The organism is Phaeobacter gallaeciensis DSM 26640, from assembly GCF_000511385.1.
GTDB lineage: Bacteria > Pseudomonadota > Alphaproteobacteria > Rhodobacterales > Rhodobacteraceae > Phaeobacter > Phaeobacter gallaeciensis.
Genome location: NC_023141.1, coordinates 45,693 through 64,542 on the forward strand (window position 1 = coordinate 45,693; position 18,850 = coordinate 64,542).

Below are 18,850 nucleotides of genomic sequence, written 5' to 3' on the forward strand. Positions count from 1 at the left end.
GATCGTGTCCGGCTGTTAACCTGGTCCACGCTTTGCGCCGCCCAGGGCCGAACATCCCCACCCCACACGGTCTTTGCATTATCCCACACCCGTAAAGGACTTCACCGCGCCAAAGAGGGCGCAGCTCGCACGCGGCCTTGCAGGCCGTCCTTGACGTGGCGTGTCCAAATGCCTGCGACCGCATGGGGCAGTGATTTCATTGCTTTTTGACGGTTTTCAACCTAAATTGAGAAAGGAACTCACCATGAGCGAGCAAATGAGCAACGAACAGTTTCAACAACTGATGACCCGCCTCGATCACATTGAGGGTAACATGGTCAAGAAGTCAGACGTTTTCCAATCGGTTCTGACCGTTCAGGGCTTCATGTTTGCCATCGTTGTTGGCGTCGTCGTCGTTTTGAACTCCCTGATCGGCTTCGGCTGACACGGTTAGCGGCCCTTCGGGGCCGCTTTTCCCGTTTCTCACCGTGCTTAGTTGGGGAACCCGAACACAGCGATCATCCCAATCATCACGGCTAAAGCTACCACGGCTAACCCGAAACCCTTGCCCCAATCTCCTAATGATGCCCCAGCAAGAATGGGGTCTTCCCCGTGGCACTTCGGGCAAACTTTGGCGCGCATCGCTACTGGCTCATAGCCGCAATGTCCGCACTTTCCTGTTTTACTCATCTTTTCTCATCATCTTTCCGAAAAATATCCTCGGGGCGCGCCCATCGGGCGCGGGGGCGGAAGCCCCTAGAAATGCGGATCGTTCTCCGCCAGCCACCGCTCCATTTTCTGCGCCCATATTCTGAAATGATAGAGCGTTTCTCGTGAGGTCCAGATTACTCCAATGCCGCTAACAACAAGGATAAGGTAAAACCGATGGTCCGAAAGCCACTCCCCGTTGTTCATTGCATAGGCTACCAAGCCGATCACGAAGAAGATACCAATCAATAAGGAATGAAGGACAGCTTTAAATCGGTGTTTGTAGGCTGTTGTTAGCAGCTCATCGCGTCCACTCGCGACAATGGGATCTACGACACGTCTTTCCCAGCTTTCTACAGCATCCTTTCTTGCCACCAGTTTGGCGCGATAGTTCAGCAGTTTACGCAACAGGTTCTTCATTGCTCACAGATACCACGCTGCCTCGTCCTTTTAAATGCGTGTCCGTCATGCCTTGCCCTGTCTCCATGAACATCATCGGCCAATTTACACGGCGCGGGAACCTGTAAACACCAAGCCTTCGGGCGCGTGCCGCGCGTGTTGACTGGTCCCCTCTCCCGCCGTGTCTTTCTACCTCGTTTATTCATTAAGGAGACAGATCATGAAATACATTCGTAAAACAGCAACCCGCCTTCGTCGCATCGCAGCTCGCAGATTGAAAACAATTCGGAAGCAGCTTCAGCGCATCGACCTGAGCCTGGCTATCGAAGTCAACTTGGTTTTTCTGAAAATCACGTTCGAGATAAAAAGCCGGGACAAGTAGCCCGGCTGCGCGGCGGCCGGTATCGGCCGCCCGCCGCGTACTGCCTATTCGGTTACGTCGCTGTCGTCGCCTGCTTTCGCGGGGAAGGCCACCAGCTCGGTCGCACCAACAGGGAAGTCGAGCTTGATCGAGAGGAAAGTTTCGTCGCTGTCGCGGCGTTGATTTTCGAAAACAGCCCCGACTCGCCGGAAGCTCGTTTTCTCAGTGCCGTTGTCGTCGTATTTGACAGGGACGTTTAGGGTGTATCGTGTCATAGTGGTCTCCTTCGTTTCACTTCTTTCCTTTGACGATTGAAGAGCTTGTGCGCCGTGAACGCTTCAGATCCTCGGTTTCGTGTCGTCAGGAAGAACCGTAGTGAAAGAATGCTTACAGTTCCAGTAGCTATTTAACACCCCTTATAGATAGTTTACGACTTTTGAGCATCATTTTCGATAAGGGTTTCGGAACGGTTTCGAAAGGGTTGGGTAACGGTTTGAAAAGGGTTGTGGGCCATCCCGAGCTTGCAGCTCGTGACCGCGCTCTAAGCTTCAGCCGGCATACCGGCTTTCGCTCCGAACCCCCCTGCCCTGTCTCCCTGCGGCCAAAGCGCCGGCTACTGTCTCTATCGAGTCAGCATCCGGCGCGGCTCGCATGGTCGCCCAGGTCGGGGCGGATCGGCCCTTGCGGGTAACGATCGACTTGTCCTGGCGGCGAAGCCGCCCCGCCGCGCTTTCCATCCCTTCGGGATTGTCTCTCGCGTTGCCCGGGCCTGCGCCTTTCTGATTTTCCTGATTGGCTTATCTGGGATGCGGATCTCCACACGGAACAAGTTGGGCGGCATCAGCAAACCTGTACTGAGACAGCCGTTATTGTCGGTGGGTCATTGGAGCCTCTTCAGCTGATCCAAACGCTTTTGCCTTTCTTGGTTTGATTGATCACAGCCGAGCTTGGGCGCCCTTTCCGATCCCTCATATGTGTTTCTATCTGATAAAACATCGCGCGCAGCCGGGGAGAGCCGCGGTTCAAGAACCGCTTCAACAGGTATTTTCCCCTGCCCTACGGGCATTCCTCGCGCGACAAAATACCTGCTGACACTCCCCTCATAGCTGCACGCCAGAGAATGTTTATCGAAACACAAGATGAAGGATCTACAAAATGGCACAAGCTCTGAAACTGCGCGTTAAAACCGGCGAAAAAGACGGCAAAAACTTCTGGAACACCTGCGGGGTTCTCTTCCTGAACACCGACGACAACGGCAACGTCACTTCGGTCACAGTGAAGCACGACATGTTCCCCGGTGTGGAAATGGCTGCGTTCCCTGCCAAACCGAAGGAGGAAGATCAGGAATAAGGCGCTAACGCACCTGGGCGGTCGAGAGACCGCCCTTTCCCGTGTTCGGGAAGCCGCGCGCGGCAGGGCGGGTCGTGCAGGGCTAAGTGCCCTGCCCTACTCCGCCTCATAACGATGCCTGGACAGGCATCGAGCCTTGGGGTTCGGGCAAGCCGAACGCCGCTTCGGCTGTTTGGCGGCAGGGATGCCGCCGCCAGCAAGCAAAATAGACATTCCCGTGTTGGCGGCTGCGCCGCCTGCCCGCGCCAGTCATGTCGATTTGGCCCGCTGGCTCCTAATCCTTTCTTTCATCGCATTCGAGGTTTCAGGAGCAGGCGCATTCGCGCTGTCCAAAAACCCCGATGCCCATTTTTGGCACCAGACCGAAACGGGCGCACCACAAAGGAGCATTCTCATGGGAACCACCATTTTCACCACCGACAAACCGCGTGAGGCTGTTATCGCAGACCAGCTTGCGCCGCTGGAAATCGTCGCCACGTCTTTTGGCGATACCTCAGCCGTTGCCGCTGTCCGCATTCCCTTGGCCGACGAGAACACCGAAGATTTTCGCCGCGTCTATGACTTGGCCGACACGGATCAAACCGTGACCGTTGCCATCGTGATCAAACACGAAGGCAGCTTGAACGGAACTGGCACCCGCAACGTGTCGTGGAAGGAAATGCCCGAAGATATGAACCCGTATTATTCAGGCGGCGCTACCAAATCCCTCTTGGACAAGCTGACCCCGCTTTTGCCCTTCCCTGCCAGCGCGAACACCGGCGCGCTTCCTTTGCATTGGGCGCACGATTGGCGCACCGCAGCACGAGCGGCGCAATGAGTTTTCCAGATCACTACCAGATCACCGAGCGCACCCGTTTCCGGGTGCGCTACGAGATCCACCCTGGCCGCGAGTTTGCGGCGACTGGCGTTTATTGGTTGCGAGGGTTTGAGACCGTCGAAGATTGCCAGCGCGCCTACGTCGCGGCGCGTCAGGCGTCCGGTCTTGGCGCGTCTCAGTTTGGGGAGGGAAACCTATTCGACCAAGCGGGCCAGCACCTTGCTCGTATCAGCTACAATGGGCGGCTTTGGTCCCCTGTACCTTGGCATCGCGGACTTGCCCCACTTGCTGAAGCCCCTGAAATCACCCCGCAGGGGGATCACGCCCAATGAGTGCCAACACCTTTTACAACATCATCATGACCGGCGTTTACCCGCCGGTCTATCTTGCCGATTTTCTGGACAGACCAAAGGCGGAACGCGCCGTTGCGGCTTTAAATGCTCAGTTCGGGGATGCTTCTATCGGACGGTCTTTTGAAATCACCACTGGCCTTGGCGACCATGTATCTGGCTGGCAGGATATGACCCGCGAAACGTGGCATCACATGCTGGACACCATCACCAAGGCTGTGCGGGAGCAAGTCGAAATGGATCTGTTCATAGGGGCCGCGATGTAGTCAGAGTTTTTCCTTATCATCTTTCCTTAAATATCCTTGGGGGAGCGCCAAAGGCGCGGGGGCAGACAGCCCCCTGCCCTTGTCGGCGCTGCCATAACGACGAGTCGTTGTGTTCTGTTGGCCCCTGCCCCGGCCTGTTGGCCGTGTCACCGCGCCCTAGGCTTCAGCCGGTTATCCGGCTTGCGCCCAGAACGTCACGCTCCTGTGCGAGCTGATCCAATAGTCCTGGTCGCGTCTCACCGAGCCGCGCCCCGTCCTTTGTCTCATGCCCGCCCAGGACCGCGCCGATCTGCCCATTCGGGTGACGGTCGCATGGGGCAGCGGATCGTTAGCGATCCGGTTTTTTTGGTGTCTTGGGGTTCGGCAGAGCCGAACGCCGCGGCGACACGTTTGCGGCAGGGATGCCGCCGTGATCAATGAAAATAGACAGGGCCGTGTTGGCGGCTGTGCCGCCTGCCCGCACCAACCCCGTCGATTTTCCCTGATCACTCCCAATCCTTTCTTTCATCGCATTCGAGGTTTCAGGAGCAGGCGCATTCGCGCTGTCCAAAAACCCCGATGCCCATTTTTGGCACCAGACCGAAACGGGCGCACCACAAGGAGGCCAGACATGGCAAAAGCACGGTTCGACATTAAGCAGCACGTTACTGACACCATCATTAAGCAGATCGAGGCAGGCACCCCGCCTTGGCGCAAACCGTGGACGGGTGACATGGCAGGCGCATCTTTTCCGTTGCGGCACAATGGCGAGAAGTATCAGGGCGTCAATGTGTTGATGCTTTGGGCGACGGCCATGATGCACGGCTATCAGTCCGCGCGCTGGATGACATTCAAGCAAGCTCTGGAATTGGGCGGCTGCGTCAAAAAGGGCGCGAAGTCCACGAAATCGGTCTACTATGGAACCTATGAAAAGGAGGTCGATGGCGAGGCAGAGACCGTGCGCGTGGTCAAGTATTTCAGCGTTTTCAACGTGGATCAGATCGAAGGCTTGCCCGAGGAATACTATATCCGCCCCGAACCGCCCCGCGATCTTGGCACCGAAGCGAACCCGGAGCTTGATTCATTCTTTGACGCTATCGGCGCTGAGATTGTCACCAGCGATAAGCCGCAAGCTTACTATGACCCGAAGAACGATCAGGTTCATATGCCACCTGTTGCCACGTTCTACGATGCAGCCGGATACTACGGCACCTTGAGCCATGAAATCGGGCATTATGTCTTGGCCGATCACCGCATTGGCACCCAGAAGAAGTTTGCGAACCGTGCCGAGTATTCAATGGGCGAACTTGAAGCCGAGATTTTCAGCGCATTTCTTGCCGTTCATCTTGGGTTTGAGCCGCATTTTGATCAGACCGCAGCTTATGTTGAAGGCTGGCTGAAAGCACTCAAGGACGACAAGAACGCTATTTTCAAGGCGGCAGCACAGGCCCAGAAAGCTTTTGACTACGTGCTGGGCAAGCAGAGCGTGGCCGCAGTGTCGGAGGCAGCGTAATGGGCTGGACCTGTCTTCACACCCCGCCCCACGACGAGAAGGCCGAAATTGAGCGTCTTGTGACATACGAGAATGAGGATCGGGCCATGCGGCCCATCCTCACCACCCGCAAGGGATCAGTTTGGTATGTCGCCGTTGAAGTGACCTGTAAAACAGAGGAAACCGAAACCTATGGATACACCCGCGATAGCTTGGGCCGGTATGTTTTTGCAGCCGTGATCCTGACCCGTCGCGGTGGTGGCGAATGGTGCTACAAGGACATGGAGGAAAGCATGGGTCCATGTGAGGCAATGGCCCCCAAGAAGTTGCTTGACCTGTTGAGCGAAACTGACCGTGAATATGCCGTGTCGTGGCGAGAGCGTTGCCGGAAAAATGCGGCATTGGTGAGCCGGAAGGTCAATCACGGTGACGTTGTTCGTTTTGAGCAGCCTTTGACCTTTGGTGACGGAATCGAGCGCCAGACGTTCAAGGTTATCAAAGAGCGTTTTGCGGGATACCGCCGTGCAACCACATGCTTTGAATGTGTGGACACAGGCACGACATGCCGCATCAGTCGATTCATGCAACGCAACTGGTCGAAAGTTTAGCCAGCCTAAAAAGATCGAAAGAAAGGACCGTCAGCGCGGCCCTTTCTTATGTGCTGGCATTGAAAATTGGGGCGAGACCGAGCTTCGCCCTGCCTCGCCCCAATCTAACCTTTGGTCAGATTTGAAATTGGGTTTGAAACCTCCCTGACGGGCGATTTCAAACCGTGGGCAGCGCTAAGAGCGCTGCCCTGCCCGTTCGAGATAGATGATCTCGTTTTTGATCTTGCTGAATGGTACTGTCCAGGCAACGCAGAGCTTCCCGTCTTGTCCACGGTATCTCTGCCCCACTTCCAACAGCTCATCATTGATCCGCATGGAGATCTTCAACCTGTCAGGCCATTTCTGTCTGCCAACCTTTGCCGCGTTCATGGCTTCCCTTTCTGTCACGGCGCTATCAACACGCGACTAACTGTCCGCATTGGCGGGGCCTCGCGCCTTTGTCCTGAAAAACCCCACGGTTTTTCGGGGGCAAAGGAGGGAGGGCAACGCCCGACCGACGACTTTGGGCGGAGGGGTCAAGGGGGCAATCTGTCTATGGTGCGGCCCGCAGCGCATAGCGCGAGGACACGGTTAGACAGATTGACGCCAGCTTTGCTGGCGCTTGCCCCTTTACGCCTTTGACGAAAGGTGGCGGCGGACCAACCAAACGAATGTCGCGCGCCTTGGCGCGTGCCCGCGCATTCTTTCACAAGCATGTTGTCACATTGCTTGGATTCTGCCATGAGTTGTGCATGTCAATAGAAGGTTATTGGTGATGAAAACTAGTTTACAGCTTTCGCTTGCAATGAGCCTCATTGCAGCTGCAACGCCTGCGCTCGCAGGCTCACAATGGGCACAATCCATTTCGCGTGGAATGACCGTGTTTTCCTATGCAGAAGACAGTTATTCAATCACGCTGGCTTGCGATCCTGATCGAGTGTTTGGCGACAAATCGAACGCCACTCTTTCAGTTCAGTTCGCAAAGCACCCTGCCCCGGCGCAGGTGGTGCTGCTGGCGCAATCTGGTGAACAGGCAGCATTCACAGTTGAGAATGGTGTCGTGTCTGAGTTCAAAGCTGACGAGGAACAGTGGGCAAAGATGGTGGCGATCATTGGCGAAGGCGGTGATTATGCTTTCGTAACCAGTCAGGATTCATTGCAATTGTCAGGTATGGAGCCAATCCCTGACATGTCTTGCTGATCGGAATGACCCGCTTTTGCGGGTCATTCCTTTGTAAGCTGCGCGAGCATTTCCGCGCCAAGAAATGCGCTCATGATCTTGTTTTCGGACAAAAGTCCCAACGGATCATCAAAGAGAGTTTGAGCATCACTGATCATTGTTACGTCAAGCGCAAGATACTTCCGTTCAGGCCGCGTTCCACTATCAGCCGATTGATCGAGCAAAAGCTTCGCGTCTGACAGCAGCTCATCGAGCTTGCCTGCTTTCCAGCGATTGCGCAGGGCTTCGGTGCTTCTTTTCAGATACGCTGCAATCACATATTCCCTGTCTTTACTTATCGTCTCCGCAAGCTTCCCTGCCCTGCTATCCATCAAGGTATTGATTGGCACATGCAGGGTCATCTTGCGAGTGATGGGTTGCGTGGCGCTCGCGGTGTTAGCTTTTTCCGGGTTTGTTTCTGGCTTTGGCGCGGTTGTGGTGGCCGGTTGGGGTTTGGGCTCTTTTGCTTCGGGTTTTGTGCGCTTTGGCTGTTTGCGCGTTTTGGCGGGTTCCGCTGGCTTTTCTTTGGCCTCTGCGTGATTGCCCGCCACACTGCGCATTCGTTCCTGATGCTCTCGACTTGATTGGACGAGTTTTTCGACTGATTTGTTTTCCGGGCGCTGCGAGGCAGGGCTAGGAGCTACTTTCAGGGGGATACGGCGTCGGGTCATTCCTTCGTCCCCTCAATGATTTCATCATAAAGGCTGACGGCGATTTGTGTCAGATCTTCGAAATTGTTCGCCATAAGAGTGCCAGCACGCGCTTGTCGGTGCGCGTTCTCAGCGACCGGCAATGGGCCGTGATAAAGCAGATGTTCGAGAATACGACTGTTTGGGATCATTGTGTCCAGGTGCGGCGTTTGCAGAATGTTGTCCAGCACTTCCTTATCTCGCTTTGGGAGCGATCCGGATTTACCAACACCCGCAGCAGCTTGAATGATTTTTGTGGGGACATTGGCAATGACCGAGCGGACCTGCGGAAATCTTTCGTTTTTAGCTAATGTTGCTTGAAGCTCCGCCATCCATTCAAAAGCCGATAGGACAAGCCGCCACTCAGCTTGCGCTGGTCGAGCCGGGATCAGAACCATATCAGCCGCAATAGCATAGTCCTCAGTGCTTTCATAACTGCCGGGGCGCGTGTCGAAGATAACGAGATCGGTGCCGCTTTCTTCGAGCTGTTCAAGGCGCTCATATAGTGCTTCGACATTTTCAGGCGGTTCGTCAATTTGCAAATGCTCTGGCCAATCAGGCTTTTCGACATGACCCCAATCCGCGTCCATGTAGGCAGGCTGCCAGCTCAAAAGCTGCTTGTTCACGTCACCGTCGAACATTTGAACCTTCTGTCCCTTGGCAAGCGCTGCGCTCGCGATTGTCATGGCAAGCGTGGTTTTGCCTGACCCGCCTTTGGTTTGAATGAGAGTGATAACTTTCATGATCTTTTCCTGCTCTATGTCGGCGCACCGTTGCACCGCTATTCCATTGCACTTTAGCGCCTAGTTGCTATCGCCCCGTTGCACCGAGGCTTTTTGGCACCGTAGCGCCGTCCCGTTGTTACGTCAATACACCACTCCGCCGTTGCTTCATGGCACCGTGCCGCCGTTACGCCTTGGCGGCTTAGCGTTGCAGCGCCTTAGCGCTCATATGTTACAGCACCGTCACACCTTGGCACCTGAGCTGCATCGCGCTTTGGCGTCGGTATGCCCTGTCACCTTTACCCCGCAGCACCGCAGCACCGCAGCACCTAAGCGCCGGATAATCGCCATTTTAGCCTGTGGGGAGCATGATCGCCCCTATCTTCCGTGTGTGTGCGTGTGAAGGCGGATCGCCCACGCGCTGCGCGCCTGGGGCGATCTAAACGGCAATTCGGTCGCTTTGCGATCTCATTACTTTCGCCACCTGTTGAAGAAACGCGATTTGCATCGGTTTCCGGTGGCGTAAACGGAGACCTTTTAGGCTGTTCGATTTTCGCAAGTGGTACTTCTCCGAAGGAGCGAAAACCGGCCTAAAAGGTCGGTTGGCTGGAACGGTATATTGTGGTAAGAGTTTATCACACTTTTTGACGGAGCCAAAATCTGTGCCTAAACAACAACGCATCACCAATAAGGAACGCCTGAAAATTCAGGCACTTATTGCTGAGGGTGAAAGCGATGCTTCCATTGCGCGAAAGCTCGGTCGGCATCGTTCGACGGTGACGAAAATCCGGCTGAGCAAGCAAAAAAGAAGCGTGACGACCGGTGGTCAGAACGTCCGAGGGCGCGTTTCAGACGAGGAACACGCGGCATTCAAAGCCAAAACAGAGGCGCTTGGTATCACCATGTCGGACGGTGTTAGGCGTCTTGTCCGTCATTCCTTGGGTGTTTTGGATCTTCAGTCGGAGGAAATTGAGGCGCTTGCGGGTTTGAGAAAAGAGCTAAATGCCATCGGTGTGAACCTCAATCAGCTCGTGACGCTGGCGCAGTCCGGGCGGCTATCCTGGAATGCAAGGGACGGGAAGCTCGTGCAACAACTCGATGTGAAGGTCGATGAGGCGGTTAATCAGCTTGTCGCTTTTGTGTCTGCATCACGGCAAAGGGCGTTCGTTGAGGCTGCTTTTCCAATCGGAGGAGCGATGAATGAGTAACCAGACTTCGATTCAAGACGCCATCATCGGTGAGGTGCTGCCAAATATCGGTCGTCGCCATGCCGGAATGCGCTCCGATCCGATAGAAAAGGCGATCATGCTGCGCCTTGGAACTCGTCAGCAACGAGCCACTAGGGCAATGGCAGGCAACGCACAAAGGGTTCCACAGTCCGTTGTAAAGAGGGTGCGCAATGGCGGTGCTCACTCTCCCAAGGAGCTGCGCCGCCAGCTGGATTATATCACCCGTGATGAGGCGGTAAAATCAACATGGCTGAACTTCAATGGAATTGAGCGCGGCCTTTACAAGAACTCTGTAGAAACCACGGTTCCGCTGTGGACGAGCAGTTGGGCCGGAAACCCCAAGCGAGGACATTCCGACCATATCATTTTGAGCTTCCCAAAGGACACGGATGTGGAAGCGGCGGAGAACATCGCAAAGGAGTGGGGCAGGGCGGTGTTTGGGTCCGGCGACTTTGGAGACCAGTGGCGCTATGTTGCTGCACTTCATGCCAACACTGATCATGTCCATGCTCATTTCGTGGTTGATAAACGTGGCAATGACCACGGCCAGTTTTTGTCGATAAGTATGAAATCCGAGCTTAACTATGACGTGATGCGTGAGCTTCATGCCAAAATCGCCAATGAACATGGTGTGGCTTTGAATGCTTCGTCTCGTTTGTCTCGCGGTGTTGTTGAGTATCCGCCCAGAGAGACCGAATATCGCGCAGCACACGACAATCTCAAAATGACCGGCGAGGAAACACCTTCTGTTGAAGCGCCCAAAATGTCGATTGTTGAGCGCATGAAGCGCGAAGCGATGCTGAGAAGCTTTGCCAATCAATACCAATCCCTAAGTTCGATAGCCCGCCTGACCACCGACCCAGAAGGGCAGGGGGGGTTCATGGAGAAATTGAGCGGTATGTTTTCCGCTGCATCTGATATTTTGAAAGAAGGAGGTTCACTCATGACCGCAACCGACGTTGATACGCCACGCATCGACCCGACGGAACGCTTTTCGCAAGATGTTGAGCGTATTTTTGCGTCTGCCCGAGAAGCGTGGGCGGACATTCAAGATATGGAGCCGGGAGCGGAGCGCGTGCATCTGGAAGAGCGTTTTGCCGAACAAACTCGCTTGATGCAGGACGCCGCTGTCTCTGAATCGTTCATGGAGCAGCATGGTCGCGAGTTGTCGTCTGACAATGACCCTTACAGCCTGGACATTGTACGCGACATTCATTCCGCTCGTGATCATCTTGGCGACGATCCCGCCGCGCACCGTGCATCAGAAGTGGCGATGGATGATCTGAGGCAACGACTTGAAGCGGCCTTTACTGTGCATGAGGACAGGCTTGAAAGAGCAGGAACAAATGCCGAAGAGATGGCAGAGCGGTTCATGTTGTCCAGCCGCACAGCGGGCCAGGTCGAGGGGTGGCGCGCACAGGAGGTTGGCCCAGAGGTGGATATGGACCACTCGCGCACCGTTTTGGCTGAGTTGGAGAATGGAGTTGGCGAGAATTTCGACAGCGACAGCGTGTTCTCCAAATATGAAACATTGATTGTTTCCGCGACAGCTCTTGGCACAGAACACGAAAACCTTGAAACGGCGGGCGACTATGTTGATTCATTGCGCGATTTGATGGCGTCTGAATCGTCTATGACGAACGACGAACGGCAGTATATGGCCGCTTTGCCTGCGCTCATGGAGCGTGATGAAGCTGGTTTGCGCACTTCACTGGATATTTCACGTCGCAATCACTTGGATCTTGCGCGGCATGAAGATGGTGCAGTGTTCGATTCGGAGGCCGCAGAACGGCAGGTTGATCAACTCGTAGATGGGCAAGTATCTGCGCTCGATGAGATTACGGGTCAACTTCCAGTGTCCTATGACCGACTTGAGCGCGACCTGTCCGAAGAAGCTGCCAATATTTTCGCGGATTACGAAGTGCCTCGCGACCTTCAGGAAGTCATTGCTCGTGATCAGCTGATCTATGGTGAGAGGTATCAGCGATTGTCAGATGTTCCAGCGATTGAAATGATCGTTGAACGCATGTCGCAGGAGCTATCGCAAGAAGATTTGGACGCCGTTAGGGCAGGGGACTACACTGCGTTGCGTGAAGAAATCAAAGACCCTGCTATTCGGGCCGCTGTGGGATCAGAGCTTCGCAACGAAGCCGACATTTCCGATGGAAATGAGCGGCATAGCGAACCGGTTGATCAATTCCAGCAGCTCGCCCGTCAAAGCGCAGCTATCAAGGTTGCCGAGAAAGAACACAGTGTCGAGCCAGACCTGTCAGATGATATTAGTCTATAAGAGTTTAGGAGGTTGCCATGATCCAAGATATTGAAACCCGCTGGCGCTATGTCTTGGCGCTTTTCGGCGGATTGCTTGCGGGCGGCTATATTGGTTCGATGCTGGCGACTATCTACGTTGTTGTTGCCAGAAAGGAATCCGTAGCGACAATTGATCCTCTGCAACCGTTCTTTCTTCGATACTCCTGGGCAACCCTTGAGGCATCACCCGCAATCCTACAATCGGCATTTTTGATTACCGGCGCTGTGACTTTCGCTTTGACCGCTGTTGGCGTTGCCGGTGTCTATCGTGGCAGTTTGACACAGTATGACGATGCTCATTTCCAATCCAAGTCGGAGATCCGACGCAACAAGATGATTGGCGGCTTCGATGTGAATGGTTTCGTCTACGGCAAGCTGGGTCGCCCAAAGAGTGATAAGCCATTTATTTCGGCATCACCCGATCGTTTTCCGCACGCGATCATGATTGCGCCAACCGGGCGAGGAAAGGGAATCGGCTTCGTGCTGCCGAACCTTCTTCACTTTAATGGTTCAGCCATTGTCCTCGATGTTAAGGGTGAGAATTTTCAAAAGTCTTCAGTGCATCGCCAGAAGGGGTTGGGCAATGAAATCTGGTATTTCTCACCGTTCGATTACGTTGACATGCCTGCCATGGAAGGCAAGCCGACGCCTGGCCGGGTGACAAGAACGCACCGATTTAATCCCCTTCAACGTATCGCAGACATGGCGTCAACAGATGAGCAATACACTGCGTTGAATGCTTTGGCCGATCTCTTTCTTGTGGTCGAAGGTGACAATGCCAAGGGGTTCTATCAGGCAGGCAAACGGCTGTTTGTCGCGTCCTGTCTTTTTGCCATCGAGCAAGGCACGCCAACCCTAGGTTATGCGTCCGAGATCATGGGTGGGGGCGGCAGACGCGCGGACAACTACAGATCATATGCGGACATGACGGCTATCCCCATTGTTTCCAGAACATTCAATGAAATGGCTGGCGAGACCCAGAAGATTGTGGACAGCTATATTTCTGTGATCAACGGAGCTGGGTTCGAGCTTTGGTCTGATCCGTCAGTTGTACGGTCAACTTCCGAAAGCGATTTTGATTTTTCTACCTTCAGGAAGGAACCACAAACCCTCTATATCGCAGTTCAGTCCGAGCATCTGAAAACCCTTGCACCTCTGATCAGGCTGCTTTTTGCAGATGCTATCGCATCGCTTCAACGAGCTGAGCCCGGTCCAGATGAACCACATCCGGTTATGTTTCTCATGGACGAGTTTGACCAACTCGGCCGTCAACCTCTTGTGTTGCAGTCGATCAAAACTATTCGGGCATTCGGTGGTCGGTTTTTCATTATTTCCCAATCCATCGCTGGCCTCGATTCACCGTCGCTTTATGGGGAAGCTGACAGGCGTTCATTGTTGGCTGGCGCTGGCATCCAAATCTACATGACACCACAGGATGATAGAACAGCGTCCGTGCTTGCTGAAGCTCTGGGCAAGCGGACGATCACATCAAAAAGCGAAAGCCAATCACGCATCCGAGACCTGGACGATAGCGCGCATGTGAGCCGTCGATCAGAAGAACGTCCATTGATTTCTGCAAGCGAGCTTTTGCGGTTTCCGCTGGACAAGGTTTTGATCCTTCCAGAAGGTCAGTATCCGATAAAAGCTGACCACATTCGATACTACGAAGACAATCACTTCGCACCGATTGATGCTGCGAGGGGAACCCATTTGCTTCCTTATCCGCCTCTCGAACATGAGCGGAAGAAAACCAAAGTGGCAAAGCTGAGCAACTTGTCTGGATCAAAGCCATCGCAACCGCCGACCGAGGATCAGCGCCGTGCAATTCTCAAGGAAGCCGAGGCCGGATTTGCAAGTATTTCGGCTGCCGCGAAAAAACGACGCCGCCCGCCATCGCGCAAACCTGGTCGGCGTTCTGGCGAGAATGCTCCAGATGCGGTTAAGGATGTTGTAGCCGAGGTTCAGAGCAGGATGGATAGTAGGGCCGATGAAGCAGCCACGACTTGACAAACCGGCCTTTCAAGAAAGGCAGAGACTTTTGCTGGCTGAGCAACAGGCGAGGGGTATTCCGCTCATTCAACGCCGTTCTGACGGTGTTTATGTTGCGCGTTCTAAAAGCGGTCGAGAAGAAGCACGACCATACCGCGATCGGTCGGACAACGCGCCATACAAATGACAGAACAACCGCTTTTGATTGTGGTTGCTGGTCCCAACGGATCGGGAAAGTCCACCCTCACAGCTTCGGGGCTGGCCGGTGACGCTCCGGTAATTGATCCCGATGCAATTGCTCGCAGCTTGAATCCCGATAATCCAGCCGCCGCAGCTGTTTCGGCGGGCAAAGAAGCCCTTTCTCAACAGCAAGACGCCATCGAAAACAAACAGACCTTCGCCGTGGAAACCACGCTTTCGGGCAACGGGCCGCTTCGTCTTATGGAGCAAGCCCAAGAAGCCGGCTACGAAGTTCAGCTGCACTATGTTCGTGTCGGCACGCCAGAAGCTAACATAGATCGGATCTCGCAACGTGTGGCCGATGGCGGCCATTTTGTACCCGATGAAGATGTTGCCCGTCGCTATGAGCGATCTATGGAAAACCTTCCCAAGGCAATTTCTCTCTCTGATTCATCGACACTCTATGACAATTCCGGCGAAGTAGCGGAACCGGTAGCGGAGCTAAGTCGAGAGAGCTTTCAGTTTTCCGAGAATGCGCCTCGCTGGGCGGTGAGAGCTGGATATGAGGGGGCGAAAGAATACTATGCCCAGGCTGAGACAGATACGGAATTTCGGGATGCAGCTTTGCGGCAGGCGGAAGCCACGGTTGCTGCCGGGGCCTTGTCAGAAGACGAGCTTGAACAATTGAAGCAGGATCTTCTAACCGATCCGACCCCTGATCTGGATAATGACCATGGGCTTTGAACTAACTCCAACCGCAATTCCACCTGGTTAAGAAAACAACGCACAAATCTCTGAAATCACACGATCACGAACACTTGCGACTTCATAGAGAACATCGTGTCTTGCGTTGGGGATCAGTTCGAATTTTCCGCGTGACCATCGAGACATTCGGTCTTCTACTGCCGGGATAGCTACAATGCTATCTTCGGCACCGCAGAATGTGATGCACGGAACATCAGGCGACGCGATCTTAGACAACGCCTTTGTTTCCTTGAGCGTTTGATACAGCCAGCCCATGCTTGGTCCACCGACTTGCTGATCCTCCAGGTTTTCCGAAACGCTCTGATAATAGCGATAGCTGCTTTCGTCGTGGGTCAGCCGGTTTTCATCAAATGGGGTCGTCAGCACATAGCTTTCCCCGCGTGTGCCCGGTGCATAGGCATGACCCTTGCCGATGAGCTGGGCAGTCCATGTCAGAGGCCAGGCCGCGAACCGCTGAAACGCTGATAGATTTATGTCCCACAACGGCGCGGAGAACGCACATGCCGACATGGGCAAACCCTCTGACAGCGCGCGAAGGCCGACACAGGCCCCTAATGAATGCCCGAACAGAAACCAAGGCTTCGGAACGTCCAGCGCTTCGGCGGCTTTGAGCATTGCCGACACGTCTTTCTGATAGTCGGAATATCTGTCAACATGGCCCAACATGCGATCTTCATCAGCTCGATCCGAAAGCCCCTGACCACGCCAGTCAATCGCGAAAGCTGAATATCCTTGCGATTGAAGCGCCTCGACCGCCCGGCCATACTTTTCGATGTTCTCCGTTCGTCCCTGGAACACAAACACCGTGCCTTTCGCGGCATCTTCGGACGGCCAGTGGGCAACGCGGAGTCGCACATTATCGTCAGTGTTAATCCAATACGCATTCACATTGCGCGGACCCTCTGCCACTTCAGGGAAGAATGGGGCCTTTTCCATCACGGTAGTACGATTCATGTTTGCCTTTCATATCGGGAATGCTGACCCCAAGGGGAGGCAGGTTTGGTGAGCAAGTATCCTGTTACGACCAAGGTAAAAAGCAGGAAGATCGAAAATCCGGGTACGGCGCCGATAAGGAAATAGCTGATCACCAACAACGCCATGCTGCCATCCATGATAGCCCAGGGTGAAAAAAAGCGACGGTCGATCTGGTTTACTTCAAGACGCCCCATCATCCATCGTATCTTGATCGAGGCGTTCGCGAAGACGCCAACAATCGCCAGCAAGCAAAAGAAGCTATAGTAAAACCCTGGAGCGATCCCGAACGACAATTTTCGCGATCCGGCATAATGGTGGGTTTCAAACAGCGATTGAACATCAGCTACAAGCCATGTGATTAGGTTGCTGCTATCAGATTGCAGAAAGCTTGATTGGAGCTTCATCATGATCGTGATCACAACGCCTAATGCAGTGCACCGGTAAATCCCGTACATGAGCGAGAGGCTGATGCTCTGAAATTCGCGACCAGTCTCAGTGTCCAACCTGTTGTCCAGACGCTTTGCGAGACCCAGATAGTCATGCTTCATCAGGTGCAGGAGAATGTGACCGGCGAAAAAGAAGTAGGCAGCGAAGCCGTTGTATAGAAAAACCATCCCAGAGAAGGCTATCGCGCTCGGCACGGAAATGAGTTCAGGCCGCACGATAGCAATTCGGCCCCAATCGACAGGCCATGAGCCGGTGTCTCCGTTCAGCAAAGGCGTAAGATGCGTCGCTGTCCAGTTGTAGACGGATGCCAGTACCACCGTGATAAAAAAAGTTGTCCAGAAAATGTATGACGCAGCCCTGAGCCTGTATTCCCAGCTATCGCTGGCAGAGGCCGGATCTCCCAGCGTCACAAGCTCAGGTCGCCATTCCTCTTTCCAGCAACGCAGCAGCTCGATCAAAAGAGATAGAAACAGTGGCAAGAGCGCAATGAATACGATTGTCCAATTGGGTGCCCACAGAAAACCGACCTGCTTTGTATGCCCGCCTTCCGGCGCGTAAAGAACACTATGGATGTTTAGTGTGAAAGCAATCAGAGCAAGGGCGCAAGCACCAGTGAAGATAACCAGCGGCAATGCCATCGAGCTTTGACTGCCAAAGATAGATTCTGTTTTCTGTGCCAGATTGAACCTTGGCCCTGAAATTCTGCCATCATTGTTACGCTCGGTGCTGACGTGATCCGCCGATTTAGTGGATAGATCGTCTTCCGGTCTCAGGCTTGCAACCTGTTTGCTGCTTTTCTTATCTTTCCGCTTCGCAGCAAGTCGTCTGTTTGCTGCACTCAGTTCTGCGCGCCATTGTAAGGTGGCTTCAGGATCTCCACAGCCAAAGATTCTTGCCAGCCAAAGAATGTTGTCTGCACCGATACCCTTATCGTTACTCTGAAACCAAAGCTGCACGGTCCTCAGATCTACCCCTTTTTCATTCGAGTCGATCTGCGAAATTGCCTGCGCAAGCAGCTCTGGGGTCCACGGTCCTACCGCATTTCCGTCTTCACCAACTTTCCGTCCAGCGCCAACAGAGGCCAAATACTCAAAAAGTTGTTTGAAATCACGGTCATCGCCAGGAGGCGGAACATAAAATTTACCGTGTTTTACCAATACTTTACACTGTTCTATTTCGTTTCGTTTCGTTCTGTTTCGTGCAATGGGCCTCATACACCGCCAATCACACCCTTACAACCCAAGGTTATCACAATGAGAATCATCCATGAACCAGTCAGCACTTACGGCCGGAAGGCTGATCACAAACCAGCAACACTCTCACACTGATGTTTCGTCTTTGCCGGACAAGCTGAGCATTTCGATCAAAGTTGACGGTCAGTTTGTCGAGGTAGGCAAGCGATACAGAGACCGGGATGGTTGTCTCTGCGTGGCCTGGTCAGTGCCGCCAAGCCGCATCGAAGACGAGATCATTTTTCTGCATTCTTAAGGTTTAGAGCTGACCTGGCGCGCGCTCCCGGCTTTCGGGCCGGAAGACGCGCTTGGTCGCACCACGAGGCCACGAGAGCTTCAATTTCGCTATCAACTCGATACGTGAAGAGGCTGCTTCGAGACGGTCTGCGATACTATGAAAATCTTCGGTTGCGAAAAGCCAAAACCATTCTGTTCCGCGCCGATCGCGCTTTCGAAACGGGTTTCTTCGCAGGCGTCGTAGTACCAGAGTTTCGCAATTTCTGGCCCACGGCAGGGAAACAGTTGATACGATCTTCATATCATCGCCAGCAACACGATTCAGCTCAGCACGCCTGTCTTTGGTTCTTCGTTTCGTAAATCCGACTTTGAACAGCCTTGGCTCGCTTCTTGACTGAAGCAAATAGACAGTGCCCCACGGCACTCGCGAAAACCGGAGCCAAGGGATCGTTCTTCTCGGTCGTCTTAGCTTCATGTCACCGTTTGCGCCAAAGGTATGTGGCGATAGCGCAAATGAGGATTGCAACGATCACCCAGACCCAGATCCATGACGTTTTATCTGCCGCAC

Annotated in this window: 20 protein-coding genes; 13 read left to right on the forward strand and 7 right to left on the reverse strand. The window is 54.0% G+C overall.

The window, feature by feature from the left end:
* Positions 1-244: 244 nt before the first annotated feature.
* Positions 245-424: a hypothetical protein gene (locus GAL_RS21175; RefSeq protein WP_024099639.1), complete on the forward strand. Its 180-nt coding sequence runs from the start codon at positions 245-247 to the stop codon at positions 422-424.
* Positions 425-735: 311 nt separating this feature from the next.
* On the opposite strand, the gene GAL_RS21180 is transcribed toward GAL_RS21175, so the two are convergent.
* Positions 736-1,095 carry a hypothetical protein gene (locus tag GAL_RS21180; protein WP_123619015.1) on the reverse strand — a complete coding sequence of 120 codons (360 nt, stop codon included), beginning with the start codon at positions 1,093-1,095 and terminating at the stop codon, positions 736-738.
* 211 nt (positions 1,096-1,306) lie between these two features.
* On the opposite strand from GAL_RS21180, the gene GAL_RS22590 reads away from it, so the two are divergent.
* Complete coding sequence (locus GAL_RS22590; protein ID WP_024099642.1) at positions 1,307-1,468, forward strand: hypothetical protein; 162 nt, start codon at positions 1,307-1,309, stop codon at positions 1,466-1,468.
* A 44-nt stretch (positions 1,469-1,512) separates the two neighbouring features.
* Here GAL_RS22590 and GAL_RS21185 read toward each other — a convergent pair whose 3' ends face one another.
* Positions 1,513-1,722, reverse strand: a complete 210-nt coding sequence (locus tag GAL_RS21185; RefSeq protein WP_024099643.1) for a hypothetical protein — start codon at positions 1,720-1,722, stop codon at positions 1,513-1,515.
* 880 nt (positions 1,723-2,602) lie between these two features.
* Between GAL_RS21185 and GAL_RS21190 the strand changes: the two genes are divergently transcribed.
* The 7 genes from GAL_RS21190 (at position 2,603) to GAL_RS21230 (ending at position 7,489) form a co-directional block, all read left to right on the forward strand.
* Positions 2,603-2,797: a hypothetical protein gene (locus tag GAL_RS21190; protein WP_024099644.1), complete on the forward strand. Its 195-nt coding sequence runs from the start codon at positions 2,603-2,605 to the stop codon at positions 2,795-2,797.
* A gap of 394 nt (positions 2,798-3,191) precedes the next feature.
* Positions 3,192-3,614: a hypothetical protein gene (locus GAL_RS22595; RefSeq protein ID WP_024099645.1), complete on the forward strand. Its 423-nt coding sequence runs from the start codon at positions 3,192-3,194 to the stop codon at positions 3,612-3,614.
* Entirely contained in the window at positions 3,611-3,946 is a 336-nt protein-coding gene (locus tag GAL_RS21200; RefSeq protein WP_024099646.1) for a hypothetical protein, read from the forward strand. Before GAL_RS22595 ends, GAL_RS21200 begins: the two co-directional genes overlap by 4 nt.
* Positions 3,943-4,230 (forward strand): hypothetical protein, encoded by a 288-nt coding sequence (locus tag GAL_RS21205; protein WP_024099647.1) that lies wholly within the window; start codon positions 3,943-3,945, stop codon positions 4,228-4,230. Before GAL_RS21200 ends, GAL_RS21205 begins: the two co-directional genes overlap by 4 nt.
* A 610-nt stretch (positions 4,231-4,840) precedes the next feature.
* Complete coding sequence (locus GAL_RS21215; RefSeq protein ID WP_024099648.1) at positions 4,841-5,722, forward strand: ArdC family protein; 882 nt, start codon at positions 4,841-4,843, stop codon at positions 5,720-5,722.
* A gap of 86 nt (positions 5,723-5,808) precedes the next feature.
* Positions 5,809-6,309, forward strand: a complete 501-nt coding sequence (locus GAL_RS22040; RefSeq protein ID WP_244462827.1) for a DUF6927 domain-containing protein — start codon at positions 5,809-5,811, stop codon at positions 6,307-6,309.
* Between the two features lie 751 nt (positions 6,310-7,060).
* Positions 7,061-7,489 carry a hypothetical protein gene (locus GAL_RS21230; protein WP_145957946.1) on the forward strand — a complete coding sequence of 143 codons (429 nt, stop codon included), beginning with the start codon at positions 7,061-7,063 and terminating at the stop codon, positions 7,487-7,489.
* A gap of 23 nt (positions 7,490-7,512) precedes the next feature.
* Here the strand turns inward: GAL_RS21230 and GAL_RS21235 are convergent, their stop codons facing one another.
* Both GAL_RS21235 and GAL_RS21240 read right to left on the reverse strand, forming a co-directional pair.
* Entirely contained in the window at positions 7,513-8,178 is a 666-nt protein-coding gene (locus GAL_RS21235; protein WP_024099653.1) for a hypothetical protein, read from the reverse strand.
* Positions 8,175-8,939: a ParA family protein gene (locus GAL_RS21240; RefSeq protein WP_024099654.1), complete on the reverse strand. Its 765-nt coding sequence runs from the start codon at positions 8,937-8,939 to the stop codon at positions 8,175-8,177. The genes GAL_RS21235 and GAL_RS21240 overlap by 4 nt, the downstream gene beginning before the upstream one ends.
* 641 nt (positions 8,940-9,580) lie before the next feature.
* On the opposite strand from GAL_RS21240, the gene GAL_RS21245 reads away from it, so the two are divergent.
* The 4 genes from GAL_RS21245 (at position 9,581) to GAL_RS21260 (ending at position 15,370) form a co-directional block, all read left to right on the forward strand.
* Positions 9,581-10,126: a helix-turn-helix domain-containing protein gene (locus GAL_RS21245; RefSeq protein WP_024099655.1), complete on the forward strand. Its 546-nt coding sequence runs from the start codon at positions 9,581-9,583 to the stop codon at positions 10,124-10,126.
* Positions 10,119-12,437, forward strand: coding sequence for a relaxase/mobilization nuclease domain-containing protein (locus GAL_RS21250; protein ID WP_024099656.1), 2,319 nt, complete (start codon positions 10,119-10,121; stop codon positions 12,435-12,437). The genes GAL_RS21245 and GAL_RS21250 overlap by 8 nt, the downstream gene beginning before the upstream one ends.
* Before the next feature lie 17 nt (positions 12,438-12,454).
* On the forward strand, positions 12,455-14,464 hold the full coding sequence (locus GAL_RS21255; RefSeq protein WP_024099657.1) for a type IV secretory system conjugative DNA transfer family protein: 2,010 nt from the start codon (positions 12,455-12,457) through the stop codon (positions 14,462-14,464).
* 165 nt (positions 14,465-14,629) lie between these two features.
* On the forward strand, positions 14,630-15,370 hold the full coding sequence (locus GAL_RS21260) for a zeta toxin family protein (protein WP_024099658.1): 741 nt from the start codon (positions 14,630-14,632) through the stop codon (positions 15,368-15,370).
* 27 nt (positions 15,371-15,397) lie between these two features.
* Here GAL_RS21260 and GAL_RS21265 read toward each other — a convergent pair whose 3' ends face one another.
* From GAL_RS21265 to GAL_RS23025, 3 genes are all read right to left on the reverse strand, one after another.
* Entirely contained in the window at positions 15,398-16,345 is a 948-nt protein-coding gene (locus tag GAL_RS21265) for an alpha/beta hydrolase (RefSeq protein WP_024099659.1), read from the reverse strand.
* Complete coding sequence (locus GAL_RS21270; RefSeq protein ID WP_024099660.1) at positions 16,342-18,027, reverse strand: RcgA family putative transporter; 1,686 nt, start codon at positions 18,025-18,027, stop codon at positions 16,342-16,344. The genes GAL_RS21265 and GAL_RS21270 overlap by 4 nt, the downstream gene beginning before the upstream one ends.
* Positions 18,028-18,304: 277 nt before the next feature.
* On the reverse strand, positions 18,305-18,757 hold the full coding sequence (locus GAL_RS23025) for a GIY-YIG nuclease family protein (RefSeq protein ID WP_081731478.1): 453 nt from the start codon (positions 18,755-18,757) through the stop codon (positions 18,305-18,307).
* Positions 18,758-18,850: the final 93 nt, after the last annotated feature.